We start from the raw sequence: 20,234 nt of genomic DNA on the forward strand, positions 1-20,234 counted from the left end.
CATCGCTCGCGTCGCCGCCTATGCAGGGAGTCGCATGGCGCCCAATGTCGTCCTCGTCACCGGAGTGAGCCGCTTCCTCGGCGGCCATCTCGCCGCGCGCCTGGCCGCCGACCCCTCGATCGAACGGGTGCTCGGCGTGGACACCGTGCCGCCGCCGCGCGACCTGCTCCGGCGGATGGGCCGGGCCGAGTTCGTCCGCGCCGACATCCGCAACCCGCTGATCACCAAGGTCATCGCCAGCGCCAAGGTGGACACCGTGGTGCACGCCTCCGTCACCGCCAACCCGGCCGGACCCACCGGCCGCACGGCGATGAAGGAGATGAACGTCATCGGCACCATGCAGCTGCTGGCCGCCTGCCAGCGGTCGGCCGTGGTGCGCCGGCTGGTGGTGAAGTCCACCAGCGCCGTGTACGGCGCCAGCTCGCGGGACCCCGCGATGTTCACCGAGGACATGGCGCCCAAGGAGCTGCCGTCCAGCGGCTACGCCAAGGACGCCGTCGAGGTCGAGGGCTACGTCCGCGGCTTCTCGCGGCGCCGTCCCGACGTGGCGGTCACCACGCTCCGTTTCACCAACTTCATCGGCCCGCGCATCGACACCGTGCTGACCAGGTACTTCGCCCTGCCGGTGGTGCCGACCGTGCTCGGCTACGACGCCCGGATGCAGCTGCTGCACTCCGAGGACGCGCTGGCCGTGATGGAGCGGGCCACTCTGCACGACCTGCCCGGCGTGTTCAACGTCGGCGGCGACGGCGTGCTCATGCTGTCCCAGGCCATCCGCCGCGCCGGCCGGGTCGCGCTGCCCGTGCCGAGCGTGGCCGTGCCCACCGTCGGCCGGCTGGTGCGCAGCGCCCGCCTGGTCGACTTCTCGCCCGACCAGATGCGGTTCCTGAACTTCGGCCGCGTCGTGGACACAACGCTGCTGCAGCGCGATTTCGGGTTCACCCCGCGGTGGACCACCACACAGGCGTTCGACGACTACGTCAGCGGGCGGGCGCTGCGCCCGACCATCGACGTGGACACCCTGGCGGCGGCGGAGCGGGGCATTCTCGACCTCGCCGCCCGGATTCCGATCAGGTGAGTGAGGAGGTGGAACCCATGCCCGACGCACGCGTGATCCCGTTGCACGGCGCCGACCGTCCGGCGCCACGGACGGCGCCGCCGTCACGACCCCGGATGGAGCAGGTGCCGCCACCCGCCGACACCGCTGTGCCGGCGGCTGTCGAGGCCTCCCCGGAGTGGGAGCGCCGGCTGGCCGACACGCTCGCGTTCCTGCGTCGCCGCATCACCGGCGACTACCAGGTCGACGAGTTCGGCTTCGACCGGGAGCTGACCGACAACGTGATGATGCCGCTGCTGCGGCCGCTGTACGAGAAGTGGTTCCGGGTGGAGACAATCGGCCTGCACAACGTGCCGGCCGACAGCGGCGCGCTGCTGGTCGCCAACCACTCGGGCACGCTGCCGATGGACTCGGTGATGACCGCCGTCGCGGTGCACGAGCACCACCCGGCCAACCGTCACCTGCGCATGCTCGGCGCCGACCTGGTGTTCCGGCTGCCGATGATCAGCTCCATCGCCCGCAAGACCGGGCAGACCCTGGCCTGCAACCCCGACGCGGAGCGGCTGCTGCGCGGCGGCGAGCTGGTCGGCGTGTGGCCGGAGGGCTTCAAGGGCGTCGGCAAGCCGTACAAGGACCGGTACAAGCTGCAGCGGTTCGGCCGCGGCGGCTTCGTGTCGGCGGCGCTGCGCACCCGGACGCCGATCATCCCGGTGTCGATCGTGGGGGCCGAGGAGATCTACCCCAAGATCGGCGAGATCAAGCTGATCGCCCGGCTGTTCGGCCTGCCGTACTTCCCGGTGACACCGACCTGGCCGCTGCTCGGTCCGCTGGGGGCGGTGCCGCTGCCGTCCAAGTGGTACATCGAGTTCGGCGAGCCGATCCGCACCGACCAGTACGAGCCCGGGGCCGCCGAGGACCCGATGCTGGTGTTCAACCTCACCGACCAGGTGCGGGAGACCATCCAGCAGACCCTCTACCGCCTGCTCACCCAGCGTCGCAGCGTCTGGCTCGGCTGATTCACCCGAAGGTGGCGCTGACCTGCGTCAACGGGGCGCGGTGCTTACCGTGGTCCGATGGCGCTGTGGTCGCGGAGATCCGCATTGCTCGCGGCGCCGGCGATGGCCGCCGGCGGGCTGGTCGTCGTCGGCGCGTCCCCCGCGTCGGCGGCGATGTCGGACGCCCTCACGTTCGTCGCCTCGCGGGCCACCAGCTCCTCGCTTGACAACGCCGCCGTCGGCACCACCTTCGCCGCGCTGCTCACCCTGTTCGACTCCACCTCGGCCGCCGCCGGCGACGGCTCGATGATCGGCACCGTGGTCAACGTGACCGTGGACAACCCGGCGAAGCTGATCGTCCAGATGAAGCTCGTGCTCCGCCTCTCGGCGGCCGCCCAGGGCGAACTGCACCTCAGCTCCATGCACGCCATGGTGGTGCCGTCCCCGGTGCAGAACCCCGTCGCCATCGTCGGCGGCACTGGCCAGTACGCCAACGCCCGCGGGGACGGCTCGATCAGCTACCCCACTCCGGACCGGATCAACTTCACCCTCAACGTCAACACCTGAGCTCGGCCGCGGCCCACGACCACCGCCGCCACACTCAAGCAGTGCGCGAACTCTGGAGCATTGCGCGCGCCTTCGAGCAAAGTTGCAGCATTCGAGAAGCGCGCGAGCTTTGGAGCAAAGCTGCAGCGGTGGAGGAGCGCCGCGGCACTGGAGGAGTGCGTGAGCTTTGGAGCAATGCCGCGGCGGTGGAGGGGTGCCCGCGCGTTCGAGCGGGGCTCAGATCAGGTCGGCGGCTAGCTGGGCGGCCTCGCGGGCGCAGCCCCACGAGAGGGTGACGCCGAGGCTGCCGTGGCCGTAGCAGTGGACGATGGGGCGGCCGGCGATCTCGCGGGCTTCGAGGCGGATGGGGGTGCGCTCGGGGCGCAGGCCGACGCGGTGTTCGAGGATGGGGGCGCCGGCCAGGAGGGGTTCGACGGCGGCGCAGCGGTCGAGGATGCCTTCGGCGATGGCGGCGTCGGGTTCGAGGCGCCAGTCGCCGACGGCGGACACGCCGCCGAGCACGACCTGGTCGCCATGGGGGAAGTAGCTGGTGGACTCGGCCTCGGTGGTGATCTCGACGAAGAACTCCTCCACACCGGGGTTGGCTACGACGACGAGCTGGCCGCGAGAGACGCGGACGGTGAGGTCCGGCACGAGGCGGCGGGCGCCCATGCCGCTGCAGTTGACCAGCACGGAAGCCTCGTCGACGGCCTCGCTGAGGCGGGCGACGCCCCTGATGTCCAGGCGTCCGCCGGCAGCGGTCAGGCGGCCGGTGAGATAGCCGAGGTAGCGGGGCATGTCGATCAGTGGCACACGTCCCCACTGGCCGCTGACGAAGCCGGGTGGCAGCTCCGCGCGGCCACAGTTGACCAGGCCGGGGACCATGGTCACCTGGGGCGGCAGATCGTTGATGGGCAGCGTGGTGCGGCTGGCCATACGGCCACGGGTGAGGCGGACGCCGGTGGCGGGGTCGTGGGCCAGCGCGGTGAACTCGGCGAGGCTCAGGCGGCTCCAGCGCAGCACCCGCTCGGCGGGTTCGGCGAAGGCGGGGCCCCACATCGCGCCGGCCATCGCGGAGGTGGTCTGCCGCGGCAGCTCGGTGCTCATCACCCTGGTCCGCACGCCGGCCTCGGCCAGGCACACCGCGGTGGTCAGGCCGATCACGCCGGCCCCGATGACGAGCACGTCGTCACTCACGTCCGTCACGGTAGGGCATCGGACTGGGATTACCGAGTCCGAAAGGGACAGTGCGGCTACGATTCGCGGACATGTCCCAGCCAAGCGCACCCCCGCAGTTCCCCATCCTGATCTCGACCATGAACGACGTCCCGGGCTGCCGGGTCACGCACGTGTTCGGCGAGGTCTTCGGCCTGACCGTGCGCAGCCGCGCGATCGGCGTGAACTTCATGGCCGGCCTCAAGTCCCTGGGCGGCGGCGAGGTGACCCAGTACACCCAGATGCTCACCGACTCCCGCAACGAGGCGATCGGCCGCCTCTGCCAGATGGCGATGGGCTACGGCGCGAACGCCGTGCTGGCCATGCGCTTCGACTGCAACGAGATCGCACAGACGATGAGCGAGGTGGCGGCCTACGGCACCGCGGTCTTCATTGTGCCGAACGACCAGCAGGCGCAGCAGCACGCAGGGCAGGCTCACCAGCCGCCCGCACCGCAACAACAGCAGCAGCAGTACGCACCCCAGCAGCAGCAACAGCAGCAGCAGCGCTGACGGGACAGCCCCACGTGGTGAACGGACCATTCCTCACCGGGAGTGGTCCGTTTCGCGTTGGACCCGAGAATCCGGCCTGGGAAACGGGAAAGGCGCGTGGGCCCGAGGAGGGGTGAGCCGAGAGGAGACCGGGCCAAGAAACGGCCGGGTGGAGAGGGGATCGGGCCAAGAACGGCCCAGGCCCCAGGAATGTGCGGCCGGGTGGCCGCCATGGTCTGGGAGGCACTGGACCCTCAGCGGATGAGGCCGGGCCGCCGCGGCGTTGGACGGTTGCTGGCAGCGAGAGGTTGTGGAGGCCCGGCGCAACGTTGTGGGCCCGGCCGAGAACAAGCTGGCCCCAAGAGCTGCTGGTGCCGGCAGGCCGTTGGGTGCTGGAGCCTGATGGCCGACAGGCCCTGGGAGGCGCCAGCGCCCGAGGGCCTGTGGGTCAGGAGGAGCGGCGGCGGTAGGCGATGCCGGCGGCTACGGCACCGGCCAGGGCACCGGCGCCGAGGACGGTGGGGACGCCAATGCGGGCGGCCTTGCGGCCGGTGCGGAAGTCGCGGATCTCCCAGCCGCGGCGGCGGGCGAGATCGCGGAGGGCGGGGTCGGGGTTGACGGCGACGGCGGTGCCGGCGGTGGAGAGCATGGGCACGTCGTTGATGGAGTCCGAGTACGCGGTGCAGCGGCGCAGGTCGAGACCCTCACGGGCGGCGAGGGCCCGGACGGCGTGGGCCTTGGCCTTGCCGTGCAGGAGATCGCCGACGAGCCGGCCGGTGTAGACGCCGTCCTTGGACTCGGCGACGGTGCCCAGCGCCCCGGTCAACCCGAGCCGGCGGGCGATGATGGAGGCCAGCTCGACGGGGGTGGCGGTGACGAGCCAGACCCGCTGACCGGCGTCCTGGTGCATCTGGGCCAGGGCCCGGGTGCCGGACCAGATCTTGGCCGCCATGAGCTCGTCGTAGATCTCCTCGCCGAGGTCGACGAGCTCCTGCACGGACCGGCCGGCCACGAAGCCGAGCGCCTGCTCGCGGCTGGCCCGCACGCTCTCGGGGTTCTCCTTGCCGCCGAGCCGGAAGCGGAGCTGCTTCCAGGCGAAGCCGGCCAGGTCGGCGGTGGTGAAGTACTTCCGGCTGGCCAGGCCGCGGGCGAAGTGGAAGATCGACGCGCCCATCATCATCGTGTTGTCGACGTCGAAGAACGCCGCGGCGGTCAGGTCCGGCGGCACCGCGAGGGCGGCCTCCAGGTCGGCGGCGGCCGCCACGGCGGCGTCCGCCGACGCCTCGCCGGCCAGCTCGGCCATCCGGTCGAGTTCCGCGTGCTCCGCCTCGTCACGCCAGCGTGGCACCGCCGCGCCTCCCGCTCCGCTGCTGCCGGTTCCTCATCGTGCAAGGGTAGCGATCAGCCACCGAGCACAATGCTCGGCAGTCCGGGCAGCAGCGGCGGCAGGCTGCCGAGCGGCACGGGCAGCGGCACGGTGAGGCCGGCGGGCCTGTCACTGGTCGTGGTGGGCGACGAGCCCTTGGAGCCGGTGGTCACGGGCGGGGCGACGGTCGGCGTGGTGAACGTGACGGTCGGCGTGCCGGTGGTGGGAGTCACCGTGCCGCCACCGTTCGGCCCGCCGCCGCCGGGTGCCGAAACACCGGGGCGAAGCGTCGGCGTTGGAGCATTGCCGAAGCTTTGCTCGACGGGTGGACGCGTGGCGCACGGCCCGGTCGCCGGCAGGGCGCCGACGTCGTCGGTGGCGCCGGTGGTGATCGCGTAGCAGTTCAGCCGCGCGATCAGGGCGTTGGCCCGGTCGGTGATGGCGGTGAGCAGGTCGGCGCTGGTGTCGGTCCGCTCGGGCAGCGACGGGCGCAGGGTCTTGAGCCGCTGGGACTGGGACTTGGCCCAGTCCCGCAGGTAGGTGAGCCCGGAGCCGTCGCCGTTGGTGCTGAGCACGGTGAGCAGCCGCGACCCGGCGGCGGCGTCGGCGTCGAAGTCGGTGAGCGCGGTGAGATAGGAGCCGACGGGCGTGTTGCCGCGGGCGACCATGCCGTCCATCTCGTCGATGCGGGCGGTGGCGAACTCGAGGTGCTTGCGCGCCTTGGCGGCGTCGTCGAAGGCCAGGCCGAAGGAGGCGGACTCGGCGGTCCGCTTGATCGCGTAGAGCGGGTCGCCGGGCAGGGCGTCCCGGCTGAGCAGCAGGCTCATCGCGCCGAGGCTGAGGATCAGGCACAGGGCGGCGGCCAGGGCCACCATGAGGCGGCCGGGGGCGGTGGATCGGCCGGCTAAGTTCCGGACCGGGCCGCCCGGGCTCGGGGGCGAGTCGAAGTCGACGTTCTTGAACTCGGCGAGCACCCGCAGCCGCATGCGTTCCCGCTCACGCTGGGTCGGCCCCACCGCGTCGGCCGAGCGCCGCAGCAGATCCGCGACGCGTTCGTGCTCCATCCGGGTCTCCACCTCACCACCTGTCCGCTCCCAATCGAGGAAACGACGGCGGCACTGCATCGGTTACGCGTAAGAGCATTGCGTCAGCGATCGAGCACAGCTAGCGCAGTTCGGCCGGCAGCAGTTGGGCCAGCCGGCGTACGGCGCGATGCTGCAAAGCCTTGATCGCGCCCTCGTTCCGGCCCATCTGCTGCGCCGTCTCGGCCACCGACAGACCATGCAGGAAGCGCAACACGATGCACTCCCGTTGGTCGTCGTTGAGTTCGCTCACGCAGCGCAACAACTCGTGGGAGGTCGCCTCGTCCAGCACGGCCTGCTCGGGACCGGCCGTGACCTGGCGATTGTCGTCCAGCTCGGCGGTGGTGACCTCCAGCCGGTACCGGCTCGACTTGACGTGGTCGAGCACGAGGTTGCGGGCGATGGTGACGAACCAGGCCCCGACGTCACGGCCCTGGTAACTGACCGTGGTGATCCGGCGCAGCGCCCGCAGGAACGTCTCGGACGTCACGTCCTCGGCCAGGGAGCGGTCGCCGACGCGGAACAGCACGTACCGGAACACCTGGTCGACGTACTGGTCGTAGAGCAGGCCGAACGCCTCGATGTCGCCGTTCTGCGCCTTGTCCACAAGCTGCCACGCCTCGGCGTGCTCGTCGGGGGGCGGGGTGGGGCCACTGGGCTGTTTGGGGCGGGCAGGGCTGCTCATGGGTCCAGCAGCACCTCCCTTGGTCGGCGTAGCGGCAGCATACGTGTTGTTACTTGCAAGTAGGTAGCGCTCGCGGGCGGACCCTGGTGAGACGGATGTACCAGGTCCTGCGTGACGCGGGACCACCGTGACAAAATCCTTCGATCGGCTCGATGGGGAGGTCTCGCATGACCGGTGTCAGCAACGTGGCGGATCTGGTCCGGACCGCCGCGGTCCGTGGCCCGGATCACCCCGCGTTCATCGACGCGGCCACCGGGGACACGCTGACCTGGGCCGAGGTGGACGCCGCCACCGACGTCGAGGCCCACCGGCTGCGTGACGCCGGTCTCCAGCCGGGCGACCGGGTGGCGGTGCGGCTGCCCACCTCCGCCGAGTTCGCGGTCGCCGTGTTCGGCGCGCTGCGCGCCGGTGGTGTGGTGGTGCCGGTGAGCAACGGCGGCCCAGTCCGTGAGCTGACCCGCGTGCTGAACGACAGCGGCGCCTCGCTGCTCGTCGGCGACGGCAGCGGCGCCGCCACGACGGCGCTGGCCGCGCCGAAGCTGCGTGTCGACGGCGGCCTCACCGGCGAGTCGGTGCGCGGCGGCGAGGACGTGGCGGTGCTCGCGTACACGTCGGGTACCTCCGGTGTGCCTCGCGGGGCGATGTTGTCGCACCGCGCGTTGCTGGCGAACGTGGCGCAGTGCGCGGCGCTGCGTCCGGCGCCGGTGACCGCCGCCGACCGCGTGCTGCTCGCCTTGCCGCTGTTCCACTCCTACGGGCTTGGCCCAGGACTGTTCCAGGTCGCGGCCGCCGGCGCGACCGCTGTTCTGCTGCAACGCTTCGACGCCGAGGCAGCAGTTGACGCCATTGAGCAGCACCGGGTGACGACGTTGGTCGGCGTGCCCCCCATGTATCAGGCGCTGTTGCACGTGGACCCCGCGCGGCTACGTGAGGCGCTGGTGACTGTGCGGCTGCTGACCTCGGGCGCGGCGCCGCTGAGCCCCTCGCTGCTGTCGGCGGTGCAGCAGGCGACGAGTCTGCCGGTATTCGAGGGCTACGGCCTCACGGAGACGGCGCCGGTGCTCACGTCCACGCTGGTCGGCGGCCAGGTGAAGCCGGGTTCGGTGGGCCGGCCGCTGCCGGGCGTCGAGCTGCGCCTGGTGGACACCGACGGGCAGCCGTTCGCCGACGACGAGGACTTCGTGCTGCCCGACGACGACGCCGGCCTGGTGTCGGTGCGCGGCGCGAACCTGTTCAGCGGCTACTGGCCGGACGGCGCGCACGGCCCCGACGCCGAGGGCTGGTTCCGCACCGGCGACGTGGGCTACCTGGACGACGAGGGCGACCTGCACCTGGTGGACCGGGCCGGCGACCTCATCATCGTGAACGGCTTCAACGTGTACCCGCACGAGGTCGAGCGGGTGATCGTCGAGCTTCCGCAGGTCGCCGAGGCGGCGGTGGTGGGGGTGCCGAGCGAGACCACCGGCGAGGCCGTGAAGGCGGTGCTGGTGCTGGGTCAGGGTGCCGAGCTCACGGAGGACGCCGTGGTCGCGCACTGCGCGGAGCGGCTGGCGAAGTTCAAGGTCCCGGTGAGCGTGGAGTTCACGGACGTGCTGCCGCATTCGCCGACGGGCAAGCTGGTGCGCAGCCGCCTACGTCTGCCGCAAGCCTGACTAGGGTGGACGCCGTGAGCCACACGGTGACCGTGATGACGAGGGTCGGCTGCGACCACTGCGTGCAGGCTGAGGCGGACGTCCGCCGCATCTGCGACGAGCTGGGCGTGAACTGGTCGGCGGAGGACGTCGACACCGACCCGGAGCTGCGCGCGGAGTACGGCGACCGGGTGCCGGTGATCCTGGTCGACGGCCGTGAGCACGGCTACTGGAAGGTCGAGGAGCCGCGCCTGCGCGCGGCGCTGGCGCGCTGACCGCACGGCCGCCCGGCGGGGTGTGAGCTACTTCCTTTTTGTGCGTTGCGCAAACGCTGAAGGCCGATTCAGTGCTTACTTGTAGGCATGACCCGCGAGATGTTCACGGCCCAGTACTTCGCGCGCGTGCACGAGTTCATGGAGACCGCCCGCGCCGAGGAGCCGGTGTTCCTGACCCGGCAGGTGAGTGGGGTGCCGACCTGGGTGGTCACGCGCTACGACGACGTCCGCGCGCTGCTCACTGACGACCGCTTGCGCAAGGACTCCGTGCAGCTGGGGGAGATTCTGCGGGCCAAGCTGGTCGAGGCCGGGCACAAGCCGGAGATCGGCACCCTGCTCGGCCCGAACATGCTCAACGCCGACCCGCCGGACCACAGCCGGCTGCGGCTGCTGCTGGCCAAGGAGTTCACCGCGCGGCGGATCGCGCGGCTGCGGCCGTTCACCGAGCGCCTGACCGATGAGCTGCTGGCCGCCTACGAGGGCCAGGACGGCCCGGTGGACCTGGCCGACGGTTTCGCGGTCGCGCTGCCGGCGCTGGTGATCAGCGAGCTGCTCGGCGTGCCCGGCGCGGACCGGCACGAGTTCCAGGGCTGGACCGGCGCGCTGCTCAGCGGCGACCCGCGGTTGTCCATGCCGGCCAACGCCAAGATCGAGGCGTACTTCAAGGAGCTGATCAGGGCCAAGTCCGAGCAGCCGGGTGAGGACCTGCTGTCGGCCATGACCCTGGCCAGCGAGCAGGAGGACCGGCTGTCGGCGGACGAGCTGCTGTCGGCTGCGGTGCTGCTGCTGGTCGCCGGCCACGAGACGACGGCCAACCTGATCAGCGCCGGCATCCGGCGGCTGCTGACCGAACCGGGGCTGGCCGGCCAGCTGCTGTCCGACGCGCCGGCGGTGGTGGAGGAGCTGCTGCGCCTGGACTCGCCGGTGATGCTGGCGACCTTCCGCTTCACCGTGGAGGACATCGAGATCGGCGGGGTCGCGATCCCCAAGGGCGAGCTCGTCCAGCTGTCGGTCGGCTCGGCCAACCGGGACGCCGCCCGGTTCGAGCACGGCGACCGGTTCGACCTCGACCGCGGTGGGCGCGGGCACGTCGCGTTCGGGCACGGCCTGCACCACTGCCTCGGCGCCCCGCTGGCCCGGCTGGAGGGCGAGGTGGCGCTGACGGCGCTGGCCCGGCAGTTCCCGGACGCGCGGCTCGCGGTGCCCGTCGACCAGCTGCCGCACCGCCGCGCGGCGATCATGAACGGCTATTCGGAAATGCCGGTTTTGCTTGGCGCACGGGCGGTCGTCACGAATTCGTAAGCACCCGCGGCTTGAACCTTTCGGGTCGGCGGAACGAATCTGTGGTGTGGGTGCACCAACGACTACCGCCACGCCCGAGCCCGCCCAGCACGTCGCCGAGGTGAGAATCCCGGCCGGCGTCGCGATGCTGATCGGCGTGCTCGGCGTGGCCGCCGCACTGGCCGCCGGCCATCTCGTCGCCGCGTTCATCGACCCGAACGCGTCGCCGTTCCTGGCCGTCGGCAACGCCGCGATCGACCTGACGCCGTCGTGGCTCAAGGAGTTCGCGGTGAGCTCCTTCGGCACCGCCGACAAACTGGTGCTGCTCACCGGCATGGCGGTGTTCCTGCTGGTGGTCGCCGGCGTTGCTGGACTGCTGTCGCGGCGCAACCCGATCCCGGGCGCGGCGCTCGCGGTGGTGCTCGGCGGCGCGGCGATCGTCGCCGTGTTCAGCCGCTCCGACCTCGGCCAGCTGGCGACCCTCGCCCCGCTGGCCAGCCTGGTCGCCGGCGTGATGACCTTTCGCCGCCTGCACGCCGCCGCCCTGCGGGTGCAGGCGGCCGGCAACGCCCCGGACAGTGTTGATTCCCTTGGCCACGACCGGCGCACCTTCCTGCTCGGCTCCGTGGGCGTGGCCGCCGGGGCCGGCGTCGCGGGGCTGGCCGGTCAGCTCATCGGCACTCGCGTCGACGTCGAGGGCTCCCGTGCGATGGTGACGCAGCGGCTGGCCAGGTACCGGGACCAGGCCACGGCCCCCGGCGCCGACTTCGCCCAGGACGGCACGCCGACGTACCTGACGTCGAACGACAACTTCTACCGGATCGACACCGCGCTGTCGGTGCCGCGACTTAGGGCCGAGGACTGGTCGCTGCGCATCCACGGCTTGGTGGACCGGGAGCTCACGCTCACCTTCGACGACGTGATGGACATGGACCTGATCACCAGGACCGTCACCATGACCTGCGTGTCCGACGAGGTCGGCGGGCCGTACATCTCCACCGCGCCGTTCACCGGCGTGCTGCTGCGTGACCTGCTGGCCAAGGCCGGCGTCAAGCCGGGCGCCGACCAGGTGTTCTCCACCAGTGTCGACGGCTACACGGCGGGCAGCCCGCTCGAAGTGATCATGGACAAGGGGAGCAACGCGATGCTGGCCGTCGGCATGAACGGCGAGGCGCTGCCGCCTGAGCACGGCTTCCCGGTCCGGCTGGTCGTGCCCGGCCTGTACGGCTATGTGTCGGCGACCAAGTGGGTCACCGACATCGAGCTGACCACGTTCGCGGCGAAGACCCAGTACTGGGTGCCCCGCGGCTACTCGGCGAAGGCCCCGATCAAGACCGAGTCCCGCATCGACAGCCCGCGCGGCCAGTCCTCGGTGCCGGCCGGCAAGGTCACCGTGGCCGGCATCGCGTGGGCACAGACCAAGGGCATCGCCAAGGTCGAGTTGCAGATGGACGGCGGCCAGTGGCAGGAAGCCGACCTCGCCACCCAGCCGACCAAGGAGGCGTGGCGGATGTGGCGGCACAGTTTCGACGTGCGGCCGGGCACACACACCGTGGTGGTGCGGGCCACCGACGCGACCGGCTACACGCAGACCGCTGACCTGGCCGATCCGGTCCCGGACGGGGCCACCGGCCTGCACTCGGTGGTGTTCACCGCCGCCTGACCGGACCCGGTCGCCCGAACGGGCGAGGCGGCCCCGGCGCCGACCGGCCGACTTTGTGCACACGTTCACAAGCGCTACGGTTGACGCATCACACCAATCGAGGGAGCTACCAGCGTGGGTGCACGGCGGGGTGAGGACGTCGAGGTCGTGACCGCCCCCGGCCGGCTTCCCGGTGGCGACGAGCGGGCCGTGCGCGAGCGGGCCCGGGCCATTCCCGAGGCCGCCGTCGCCCGCCTCGCGGTCTATTTGCGGGTGCTGTCGGGCCTGGCCGAGCAGGACGTGACGACCATCTCCAGCGAGGAGCTGTCCGCCGCCGCCGGGGTCAACTCGGCCAAGCTGCGCAAGGACCTGTCCTACATCGGCTCGTACGGCACGCGGGGTGTCGGATACGAGGTGGAAGTCCTCGTCGACCAGATCGAGCGAATCCTCGGACTCACCCGGAAACACTCGGTCTGCGTGGTCGGGATCGGTAACCTTGGTCACGCCCTGGCCAACTACGCGGGCTTCCCCGGCCGGGGTTTCCCGGTGTCGGCGCTGTTCGACGTGGACGAGGACCTGATCGGCGTGCCGGTCGGAGGAATCCTGGTCAGCCACGTCGACGACATCCCCCGGGTGTGCGCCGAGCGGGAGGTGTCGATAGGGGTGATCGCCACGCCGCCACCCGCCGCGCAGGGGGTCTGCGACCGTTTGGTATCCGCGGGCGTGCAATGCATCCTGAACTTCGCACCCGTCGTGCTCCAGGTCCCCGACCACGTCGAGGTGCGCAAGGTCGACTTGGCGGTGGAGATGCAGATCTTGTCGTTCCACGTGGCGCGCCGCGCCGACGAGGCGGCGAACGCGGACGAGCGCGGAATGGTGGTGCCCGGGTGAACTCGACGGCCGGCTCGACCGTTCTAGCTGGGGGGTGGTCGGAATGAGCCTGCTCGCGGTAGGTGTGTCCCACCGCACGGCCGAGGTGCGCACGCTGGAGCGGCTGGCGGTGTCCTCGGACGGCATGGCCAAGCTGCTCGACGAGCTGCTCGGCCAGGAGAACGTGACCGAGGCGCTGCTGCTGTCCACGTGCAACCGGATCGAGGTGTACGCGGTCGTCGACGCCTTCCACGGCGGTCTGGCCGACGTGACCTCGGTGCTCTCGCGGCACTCCGGCATCGAGGTCAACGAGCTGTGCGAGCACTTCTACGTGCACTACGCCGCGGCCGCGGTGGAGCACCTGTTCTCGGTGGCCGCCGGGCTGGACTCGATGGTCGTCGGCGAGGCCCAGATCCTCGGCCAGCTGCGCGGCGCGTACACCGACGCCGACAAGGCCGGCACCGTCGGCAAGACCCTGCACGAGCTGGCCCAGCAGGCGCTGCGGGTCGGTAAGCGGGTGCACAGCGAGACCGGCATCGACCACGCGGGCGCGTCGGTGGTGTCCGAGGCGCTGGCCGACGCCGACCGCGTGCTGGACGGCCTGGCCGGGCGGCGGGCGCTGCTGGTCGGCGCCGGCTCGATGGGTGGCCTGGCCGCGGCGCACCTGCGCCGCGCCGGCATCGGCGAGATCGTGATCGCCAACCGCACCCCGGCCAATGGGGACCGGCTGGCCGCGTCGCTGACCACGGAGGGCGTGCCGGCCCGCGCTATCGGCCTCGACCGGCTCGACGATGAGATTTCCGCCACGGACGTGCTGCTCGCCTGCACCGGCGCGATGGACGTCGTGGTCGGGGTGGATCGATTCAGCGAGGGTGCCCGGCGCGGCCCGCTGGTCGTCTGCGACCTGGGCCTGCCCCGCGACGTGGACCCCGCGGTCGGCGACATCGACGGCGTCACGCTGGTCGATCTGGAGACGTTGCAGCACCGCCTGGCCACCACACCGTCCGCGTTGGACACCGAGCGGGCGCGGGGCATCGTGGCCGACGGCGTGCGCGACTACCTGGCCGGCCAGCGCTCCGCCGCGGTCACCCCGACGGTCACCGCGCTGCGCCGCCGGGCCGCCGAGGTCGTGGACGCCGAACTGTTGCGATTGGACTCGCGGCTGCCGGACCTGGATGATTCCATCCGTGCGGAGCTGGCCCGGACGGTCCGCAGGGTGGTGGACAAGCTGCTGCACACCCCGACCGTCCGCGTCAAGGAACTGGCTTCGTCGCCCGGCGGGGCCGGCTACGCGGACGCGCTGCGGGAGCTCTTCGAGCTCGATCCGCAGGCACCGAGGGTGGTCAGCTCGCCACGCACTGTAGAGACCGAACACGGCGGTGGAGATCGGTGAACCGGACGTTGAGGATCGGAACCCGAGGCAGTGCCCTCGCACTGGCGCAGACCGGCATGATGGCCGAGCGGCTGGAGCGCGCGGGCGCCACGGTGGAGATCGTCACCGTGACCACCCCGGGCGACCGGTCGCACGCGCCGATCGCCGAGATCGGCGTCGGGGTGTTCACCTCGGCCCTGCGTGACGCGCTGGCCAACGACGAGGTGGACATCGCCGTCCACTCGTACAAGGACCTGCCCACGGCACCCGACCCGCGGCTCGTGCTGGCCGCCGTGCCCACCCGCGAGGACCCCAGGGACGCCCTGGTCGCGCGGGACGGCATGGTGCTGGGCGAGCTGCCCGCCGGGTCCCGGGTCGGCACCGGCGCGGCCCGTCGGGTCACCCAGCTCGAGGCCCTGGGCCTCGGCCTGGAGATGGTGCCGATCCGCGGCAACGTGGACTCCCGGATCCGCAAGGTGCTCGACGGCGAGCTCGACGCCGTCGTGGTGGCCGCCGCGGGCCTGTCCCGGCTCGGCCGGCTCGACGTGGTGACCGAGTTGCTCGACCCGATCCAGATGCTGCCCGCCCCCGCGCAGGGGGCGCTGGCGGTGGAGTGCCGGGTCGACGACTTCGACACCGAACACCTGCTTCGCTCCTGCCTGGATGATCAGGCCAGTAGGGCCGCTGTCACCGCCGAGCGCGCGATGCTTGCCGCGCTGGAGGCCGGGTGCAGCGCGCCCGTCGGCGCACTGGCCGATGTGGTGGAAGACCTCGACGACGACGGAAGCACGGTGCTGCGGCTGTCGTTGCGCGGGGTCGCCGCGACGCCGCAGAACGAGCTGCTGCGCGCGTCGGCCACCGGTGACTTGACCACAGCAGAGCAGTTGGGTCGGGCGCTCGCGGCCGAACTGCTTGATCTCGGCGCCACCGTGCTCAGTGGCCCGGGGAGCAAGTGATGGGGAGTGCCCTGATGACGACCCGCGCACGTAAGACCCCCGGACGCGTCGCGTTCGTGGGGTCCGGCCCAGGCGACGCCGGGCTGTTGACCGTCCGGGCCACCGAGTTGCTGGCCAGGGCCGAGCTGGTGGTGACCGATCCGGACGTGCCGAGCGAGGTTGTCGCCCTCGCCGGGGGCGCCGAGGTGCGTCCCGCCGTCGGTGAGGCCGGGGACGTCGCCAAGGACCTGGTCAACGAGGCCCGCAACGGGCGCAGCGTGGTCCGGCTGGTGGCCGGCGACCCGCTGACGCTGGACGCGGTCGTGAGCGAGGCTCAGTGCGTCGCCAAGTCCACTGTGGACTTCGATGTGGTACCCGGAGTGGCCAGCGGCACCGCGGTTCCGGCCTATGCCGGCGTGGCGCTCGGCGCCGTGCACACCGAGGCCGACGTTCGGTCCACTGTGGACTGGGCCGGGCTGGCGTCCGCGCCCGGCACGCTCGTGTTGCACGCCACCGGTTCCCACCTCGCCGAGGCGGCGTCCTCGTTGGTGGAGAACGGTTTGGCCCCGCAGACCCCGGTCGCGGTGACCGCCGGCGGCACCGCCTTCGGGCAGCGCACCGTGGACACCTCGCTGGCCTCGCTGGCCGCCGACGCCGGCGACCTCGGCGGGCAGTTGGTGGTCACCGTGGGCAGCGCCGTCGCCGGCCGGTCCAAGCTGTCCTGGTGGGAGTCACGCGCGCTGTACGGCTGGCGGGTGCTGGTGCCGCGGACCAAGGAGCAGGCCGGCGCGATGAGCGAGCGGCTGCGTGAGCACGGCGCCATTCCGGTGGAGGTGCCCACCATCTCGGTGGAGCCGCCGCGTAGCCCGGCGCAGATGGAGCGCTCGGTCAAGGGCCTGGTCGACGGCCGCTACCAGTGGGTGATCTTCACCTCCACCAACGCGGTGCGCGCGGTGTGGGAGAAGTTCCGCGAGTTTGGCCTGGACGCCCGCGCCTTCTCCGGCGTGAAGATCGCCTGCGTCGGCGAGAGCACCGCGGCCAAGGTGCGGTCCTTCGGCATCATTCCCGAGCTGATCCCGTCCGGGGAGCAGTCCAGCGAGGGCCTGCTGGCCGACTTCCCGCCCTACGACGACATTCTCGACCCGGTGGACCGGGTGCTGCTGCCGCGGGCCGACATCGCCACCGAGACCCTGGCGGCCGGGCTGCGCGAGCGCGGCTGGGAGATCGACGACGTGACGGCGTACCGCACCGTGCGGGCCGCCCCGCCGCCCGCCGACACCCGCGAGATGATCAAGTCCGGCGGCTTCGACGCGGTCTGCTTCACGTCTTCGTCCACGGTGCGCAACCTGGTCGGCATCGCCGGCAAGCCGCACACCCGGACGCTGGTGGCGTGCATCGGCCCGCAGACCGCCGAGACCGCCCGCGAGTTCGGCCTGCGCGTCGACGTGCAGCCCGAGTTCGCCACCGTGCCCGCCCTGGTGGACGCGCTGGCCCAGCACGCCGCCCGGCTCCGCGCCGAGGGCGCGCTGCCGCCGCCGCGCAAGACCAAGCGCCTGCGCCGGTCGTGATGTCTTGATGTTGCTCGGAAGGGGGCATTCCTGGCGTTGAACGCCAGGAATGCCCCCTTCACAGCGTTCTGACCACAAAAGGGAGTACTCGTCGTGTTCCCCACCCACCGTCCCCGCCGGCTGCGCCGCACCCCGGCCATGCGCCGCCTGGTCAGCGAGACCAGCGTCGAGCCGCGCCAGCTGATCCTGCCGATGTTCGTCAAGGAAGGCGCCACCGAGCCGATCCCGATCGCCTCCATGCCCGGCGTCGTCCAGCACTCCCGGGACACCCTGCGCAAGGCCGCCGTCGAGGCCGTGCAGGCCGGTGTCGGCGGCCTGATGCTGTTCGGCGTGCCGCAGACCCGGGACGCGGTCGGCTCCGGCGCGACCGACCCCAACGGCATCCTCAACGTGGCCCTGCGCGACCTTCGGTCCGAACTCGGCGACGACACCGTGCTGATGTCCGACCTGTGCCTGGACGAGTTCACCGACCACGGCCACTGCGGCGTGCTCGACTCCGACGGCGCCGTGGACAACGACGCCACCCTGCGCATCTACGCCGACATGGCCATCGAGCAGGCCCGGTCCGGGGCTCACATGGTCGGTCCCAGCGGCATGATGGACGGCCAGATCGGCGTCATCCGGGAAGCGCTGGACGAGGCCGGCTACCTGGACACCTCGATCCTGGCCTACACCGCCAAGTACGCGTCCGCCTTCTTCGGGCCGTTCCGCGAGGCCGTCGAGTCGCAGCTCAAGGGCGATCGCAAGACGTACCAACAGGATCCGGCCAACGCCCGGGAGGCGCTGCGCGAGCTGTCGCTGGACCTGGCCGAGGGCGCGGACGCCGTCATGGTCAAGCCGGCGCTGCCGTACCTGGACGTGCTGCGGGCCGTGGCGGAGAACTCAGAGGTGCCCGTCGCCGCCTACCAGGTGTCCGGCGAGTACGCCATGGTCGAGGCCGCCGCCGCGAACGGCTGGCTGGACCGGCAGCGCACGATTCTGGAGACGCTGACCTCCATCCGCCGGGCCGGCGCGGACATGATCCTCACCTACTGGGCCGTCGAGGCCTCGCACTGGCTGTCCGCGTGACCCCTCCCAGAGCCGTCGACGTGGCGCGCTGGCTGTGGATCGCCAGCGCGCTGCTGTCGGCCGTGCGCACCTATCTGGTGCTCGCCGACCGACAGGGCCTTCGGGACCAGGTCACCTCCGTCGAGCCCACACTGCCCATGCAGCAGGTCGAGGCCGTGGTGAACGGCGAGATCATTCTCGCGGTGCTGATCGCCGTCGGCATCGTCGGCCTGTATGTGCTGGTGGCCAACAAGATGGTCGCCGGCCGGGCCTGGGCCCGAGTGTTGCTCACCTTCTTCGGGGTGATCTTCGTGCTGCTCGGCGGTCTCGGCATGGTCGGCGTCGCCGACGGGCTGGCCGCCACCCAAGGCCTCAGCGTCGACCCGGCCGAGGTGGCCCTGTCCGCCGTCGGCCTCGTCGTCGAGGTCATCGCCCTGGCCGCGATGTGGCTGCCGTCCTCCAACACCTACTTCCGCGCCACCGCCGCCCAGTTCGCCCTGCCACCGCCCCGCCAGGACCAGTTCCCACGCTGACGAGGCCTTCCCGCGGCGCATTTCGATTGCCCGCGTCGGTTCCTGCGGTGGGAGCGCCGGATGGCGGGCGATCAAGATGTGACAACGGTCGAGGTACCGGTGGGGCCTCGCGCGTGTAGCGTGCCGCCCGTGACCATTGACGAATCGGACGAGCAGGACGTGGTCGTCCGACCCAAGCTCGTCACCGCCGCCATCGTGCTGTGGGCGCTGGACGCGATCGCCTATCTGGGCGGCGCCGCGCTGGTGATGGGCACGCACTCGGCCATCGTCGACTCGTTGGCCAAGACCGCCCCGAAGGACGTCACCCGGGACCAGATCAACGGGCAGCTCACCTTCGAGGAGTTCGCCTCGCTCGGCGTCGGCGTGCTGGTCGTGGTGTTCGTGTACCTGCTGCTGCGGGGCAACCGCTGGGCCCGGATCCTGCTCGTGCTGGCCGCCCTGATCCAGCTCGTCTGCCAGCTGCTGTTCGGCATCGGCATCGTGCCCGTCGCCGCCGGCACCCTGCTCGGGCTCGTCGGCCTGGCCCTGCTGTTCCTGCCCTCTGCCAACGCCTACTTCGCCGGGCTCAAACGGCTCGCGTGACCGTGCGCTACGCCGAGCCCGGCTCGTCGTTCTGGCCCGTGCTCTGGGCACCCGCCTTCGCCCTGGTCGGCGCCGCCGTCGAAGCCTTCAGCGGCGCCGTCCATGTGCTCGGATGGATACTCGCCGCCCTGGTCCTCGCCGGCATCTGGGCCCTGTGGGTGCTCGCGCGTCGGCGGCTCCGATCCGTCCTCCTCACCGACGACACCCTTCGCCTAGGTGAGGAGGAGCTGCCCGTCTCCGACATCGCCGCCGTCGAGGACGACGAGCCCGACGCCGCTCGTGTGCTCGGCGGCGGCTGGACAACCCCCAAGGGCACCGGTGCCGTTCCCCTGCGCCTGCACGACGGCACCCTCGTCCTCGCGTGGGCCCGCCGCCCAGACGCCCTGGCCACCGCCCTCCGCACGCTCCTCTGACCCCTCGACCCCTGACCTCCGCCGCCGCGCCGGAGCAACGCGCGAGCTTTGCAGCATTGCGCACGCGTTGGTGCTGTGCTGCGGCGTTGGAGCATTGCGCGAGCTTTGGAGCAATGCTGCTGCTTTGCCGGAGTGCGTGAGCATTGGAGCATTGCGTGCGCGTTGGTGCAGCGCTGCGGCGTTCGAGCGCGGATGCGGCGGTTGAGCAGTGGGTCGGCGTTGGAGCGGCGGGTTGGAGGCGGTTGCCGACGGTGGCGGTCGGCGGCGTGAGAAGGTGGAGGGCATGAGCAGCCCCCGGTTGAACCAGCCATGGCGTGCCGCGGTGGCGGGCGGCCTGGTGGTCGTCGCCGTGCTCGCGGTGTTCGCCGCGGTGTGGAGCTGGCAGAACGGCATCGTCCGGTACGACATCCCGGCCAGCCAAGGCACGCCGGAACTGGTGTCGACCCGGTTCATCGGCAGCTGGATGGCGATCGCCATCGGGCTGGGCACGCTGGCGGCGCTGCTGCTGGTGGGGGCGGGCCGGCAGGTGCTGCTGGCGGTGCGCACCCGGAACAGCAACCCGCTGCCACCGATCCAGACGGCTGAGCCGCCGCCCGCCGTCTGACCGACGCTGACTACCAGGATCTCTGGCGGCCCGGAAACCTGACT

21 protein-coding genes are annotated in these 20,234 nt (G+C 71.5%); 17 read left to right on the plus strand and 4 right to left on the minus strand.

What is annotated here, in order from left to right:
* Nucleotides 1–34: 34 nt before the first annotated feature.
* The 3 genes from JJ691_RS41220 to JJ691_RS41230 are packed head-to-tail and all read left to right on the plus strand — an operon-like array spanning nt 35 to nt 2,619.
* Nucleotides 35–1,078 carry an NAD-dependent epimerase/dehydratase family protein gene (locus JJ691_RS41220; protein ID WP_211764885.1) on the plus strand — a complete coding sequence of 348 codons (1,044 nt, stop codon included), beginning with the start codon at nt 35–37 and terminating at the stop codon, nt 1,076–1,078.
* Nucleotides 1,079–1,095: 17 nt separating this feature from the next.
* Nucleotides 1,096–2,073: a lysophospholipid acyltransferase family protein gene (locus tag JJ691_RS41225; protein ID WP_211764886.1), complete on the plus strand. Its 978-nt coding sequence runs from the start codon at nt 1,096–1,098 to the stop codon at nt 2,071–2,073.
* Between the two features lie 57 nt (nt 2,074–2,130).
* Nucleotides 2,131–2,619 carry a hypothetical protein gene (locus JJ691_RS41230; protein ID WP_211764887.1) on the plus strand — a complete coding sequence of 163 codons (489 nt, stop codon included), beginning with the start codon at nt 2,131–2,133 and terminating at the stop codon, nt 2,617–2,619.
* Nucleotides 2,620–2,835: 216 nt separating this feature from the next.
* Here the strand turns inward: JJ691_RS41230 and JJ691_RS41235 are convergent, their stop codons facing one another.
* The gene (locus JJ691_RS41235) at nt 2,836–3,795 is read right to left on the minus strand and encodes an FAD-dependent oxidoreductase (protein ID WP_249227347.1); all 960 of its coding nucleotides are present in this window, start codon (nt 3,793–3,795) and stop codon (nt 2,836–2,838) included.
* Nucleotides 3,796–3,866: 71 nt separating this feature from the next.
* Between JJ691_RS41235 and JJ691_RS41240 the strand changes: the two genes are divergently transcribed.
* Nucleotides 3,867–4,325 (plus strand): YbjQ family protein, encoded by a 459-nt coding sequence (locus JJ691_RS41240; protein ID WP_211764888.1) that lies wholly within the window; start codon nt 3,867–3,869, stop codon nt 4,323–4,325.
* Between the two features lie 427 nt (nt 4,326–4,752).
* Here JJ691_RS41240 and JJ691_RS41245 read toward each other — a convergent pair whose 3' ends face one another.
* From JJ691_RS41245 to JJ691_RS41255, 3 genes are all read right to left on the minus strand, one after another.
* Nucleotides 4,753–5,607 (minus strand): HAD family hydrolase, encoded by an 855-nt coding sequence (locus JJ691_RS41245; RefSeq protein WP_211772042.1) that lies wholly within the window; start codon nt 5,605–5,607, stop codon nt 4,753–4,755.
* A 98-nt stretch (nt 5,608–5,705) separates the two neighbouring features.
* The gene (locus JJ691_RS41250; RefSeq protein WP_211764889.1) at nt 5,706–6,734 is read right to left on the minus strand and encodes a DUF5667 domain-containing protein; all 1,029 of its coding nucleotides are present in this window, start codon (nt 6,732–6,734) and stop codon (nt 5,706–5,708) included.
* A 100-nt stretch (nt 6,735–6,834) separates the two neighbouring features.
* Nucleotides 6,835–7,437, minus strand: a complete 603-nt coding sequence (locus JJ691_RS41255; RefSeq protein WP_211764890.1) for a sigma-70 family RNA polymerase sigma factor — start codon at nt 7,435–7,437, stop codon at nt 6,835–6,837.
* 167 nt (nt 7,438–7,604) lie between these two features.
* Between JJ691_RS41255 and JJ691_RS41260 the strand changes: the two genes are divergently transcribed.
* The 13 genes from JJ691_RS41260 to JJ691_RS41320 all read left to right on the plus strand — a co-directional run bounded on the left by JJ691_RS41260 (nt 7,605) and on the right by JJ691_RS41320 (nt 20,190).
* Nucleotides 7,605–9,089, plus strand: coding sequence for an AMP-binding protein (locus JJ691_RS41260; protein ID WP_211764891.1), 1,485 nt, complete (start codon nt 7,605–7,607; stop codon nt 9,087–9,089).
* Between the two features lie 14 nt (nt 9,090–9,103).
* Nucleotides 9,104–9,343, plus strand: a complete 240-nt coding sequence (locus JJ691_RS41265) for a glutaredoxin family protein (protein WP_211764892.1) — start codon at nt 9,104–9,106, stop codon at nt 9,341–9,343.
* Between the two features lie 87 nt (nt 9,344–9,430).
* Nucleotides 9,431–10,645, plus strand: coding sequence for a cytochrome P450 family protein (locus JJ691_RS41270; RefSeq protein ID WP_211764893.1), 1,215 nt, complete (start codon nt 9,431–9,433; stop codon nt 10,643–10,645).
* A 124-nt stretch (nt 10,646–10,769) separates the two neighbouring features.
* The gene (locus tag JJ691_RS41275) at nt 10,770–12,287 is read left to right on the plus strand and encodes a molybdopterin-dependent oxidoreductase (protein ID WP_211772043.1); all 1,518 of its coding nucleotides are present in this window, start codon (nt 10,770–10,772) and stop codon (nt 12,285–12,287) included.
* Nucleotides 12,288–12,434: 147 nt separating this feature from the next.
* Complete coding sequence (locus JJ691_RS41280; RefSeq protein WP_249228337.1) at nt 12,435–13,157, plus strand: redox-sensing transcriptional repressor Rex; 723 nt, start codon at nt 12,435–12,437, stop codon at nt 13,155–13,157.
* A gap of 43 nt (nt 13,158–13,200) precedes the next feature.
* Complete coding sequence (locus JJ691_RS41285; RefSeq protein WP_211764894.1) at nt 13,201–14,529, plus strand: glutamyl-tRNA reductase; 1,329 nt, start codon at nt 13,201–13,203, stop codon at nt 14,527–14,529.
* Nucleotides 14,526–15,464, plus strand: coding sequence for a hydroxymethylbilane synthase (gene hemC, locus JJ691_RS41290; protein WP_211764895.1), 939 nt, complete (start codon nt 14,526–14,528; stop codon nt 15,462–15,464). The genes JJ691_RS41285 and hemC overlap by 4 nt, the downstream gene beginning before the upstream one ends.
* A 14-nt stretch (nt 15,465–15,478) precedes the next feature.
* Complete coding sequence (locus tag JJ691_RS41295; protein WP_211764896.1) at nt 15,479–17,011, plus strand: uroporphyrinogen-III synthase; 1,533 nt, start codon at nt 15,479–15,481, stop codon at nt 17,009–17,011.
* A gap of 93 nt (nt 17,012–17,104) precedes the next feature.
* Nucleotides 17,105–18,079, plus strand: a complete 975-nt coding sequence (gene hemB / locus JJ691_RS41300) for a porphobilinogen synthase (protein WP_211764897.1) — start codon at nt 17,105–17,107, stop codon at nt 18,077–18,079.
* Nucleotides 18,076–18,591 carry a hypothetical protein gene (locus JJ691_RS41305; protein WP_211764898.1) on the plus strand — a complete coding sequence of 172 codons (516 nt, stop codon included), beginning with the start codon at nt 18,076–18,078 and terminating at the stop codon, nt 18,589–18,591. The genes hemB and JJ691_RS41305 overlap by 4 nt, the downstream gene beginning before the upstream one ends.
* Nucleotides 18,592–18,720: 129 nt before the next feature.
* Complete coding sequence (locus tag JJ691_RS41310) at nt 18,721–19,173, plus strand: hypothetical protein (RefSeq protein WP_211764899.1); 453 nt, start codon at nt 18,721–18,723, stop codon at nt 19,171–19,173.
* The gene (locus JJ691_RS41315; protein WP_249227348.1) at nt 19,170–19,586 is read left to right on the plus strand and encodes a DUF3093 family protein; all 417 of its coding nucleotides are present in this window, start codon (nt 19,170–19,172) and stop codon (nt 19,584–19,586) included. The genes JJ691_RS41310 and JJ691_RS41315 overlap by 4 nt, the downstream gene beginning before the upstream one ends.
* Before the next feature lie 283 nt (nt 19,587–19,869).
* Nucleotides 19,870–20,190, plus strand: a complete 321-nt coding sequence (locus JJ691_RS41320; protein WP_211764900.1) for a hypothetical protein — start codon at nt 19,870–19,872, stop codon at nt 20,188–20,190.
* The last annotated feature ends 44 nt before the right edge of the window (nt 20,191–20,234 follow it).

The sequence above is a fragment of the Kutzneria sp. CA-103260 genome, assembly GCF_018263855.1.
Classification (GTDB): Bacteria; Actinomycetota; Actinomycetes; order Mycobacteriales; family Pseudonocardiaceae; genus Kutzneria.

Coding starts and splice junctions, on each gene's coding strand:
- JJ691_RS41260 (WP_211764891.1), top strand. CDS start 7,605: ATGACCGGTGTCAGCAACGTGGCGGATCTGGTCCGGACCGCCGCGGTC.
- JJ691_RS41240 (WP_211764888.1), top strand. CDS start 3,867: ATGTCCCAGCCAAGCGCACCCCCGCAGTTCCCCATCCTGATCTCGACC.
- JJ691_RS41270 (WP_211764893.1), top strand. CDS start 9,431: ATGACCCGCGAGATGTTCACGGCCCAGTACTTCGCGCGCGTGCACGAG.
- JJ691_RS41230 (WP_211764887.1), top strand. CDS start 2,131: ATGGCGCTGTGGTCGCGGAGATCCGCATTGCTCGCGGCGCCGGCGATG.
- JJ691_RS41285 (WP_211764894.1), top strand. CDS start 13,201: ATGAGCCTGCTCGCGGTAGGTGTGTCCCACCGCACGGCCGAGGTGCGC.
- JJ691_RS41320 (WP_211764900.1), top strand. CDS start 19,870: ATGAGCAGCCCCCGGTTGAACCAGCCATGGCGTGCCGCGGTGGCGGGC.
- JJ691_RS41250 (WP_211764889.1), bottom strand. CDS start 6,734: ATGGAGCACGAACGCGTCGCGGATCTGCTGCGGCGCTCGGCCGACGCG.
- JJ691_RS41220 (WP_211764885.1), top strand. CDS start 35: ATGGCGCCCAATGTCGTCCTCGTCACCGGAGTGAGCCGCTTCCTCGGC.
- JJ691_RS41275 (WP_211772043.1), top strand. CDS start 10,770: ATGCTGATCGGCGTGCTCGGCGTGGCCGCCGCACTGGCCGCCGGCCAT.
- JJ691_RS41245 (WP_211772042.1), bottom strand. CDS start 5,607: ATGGCCGAGCTGGCCGGCGAGGCGTCGGCGGACGCCGCCGTGGCGGCC.
- JJ691_RS41225 (WP_211764886.1), top strand. CDS start 1,096: ATGCCCGACGCACGCGTGATCCCGTTGCACGGCGCCGACCGTCCGGCG.
- JJ691_RS41295 (WP_211764896.1), top strand. CDS start 15,479: ATGACGACCCGCGCACGTAAGACCCCCGGACGCGTCGCGTTCGTGGGG.
- JJ691_RS41255 (WP_211764890.1), bottom strand. CDS start 7,437: ATGAGCAGCCCTGCCCGCCCCAAACAGCCCAGTGGCCCCACCCCGCCC.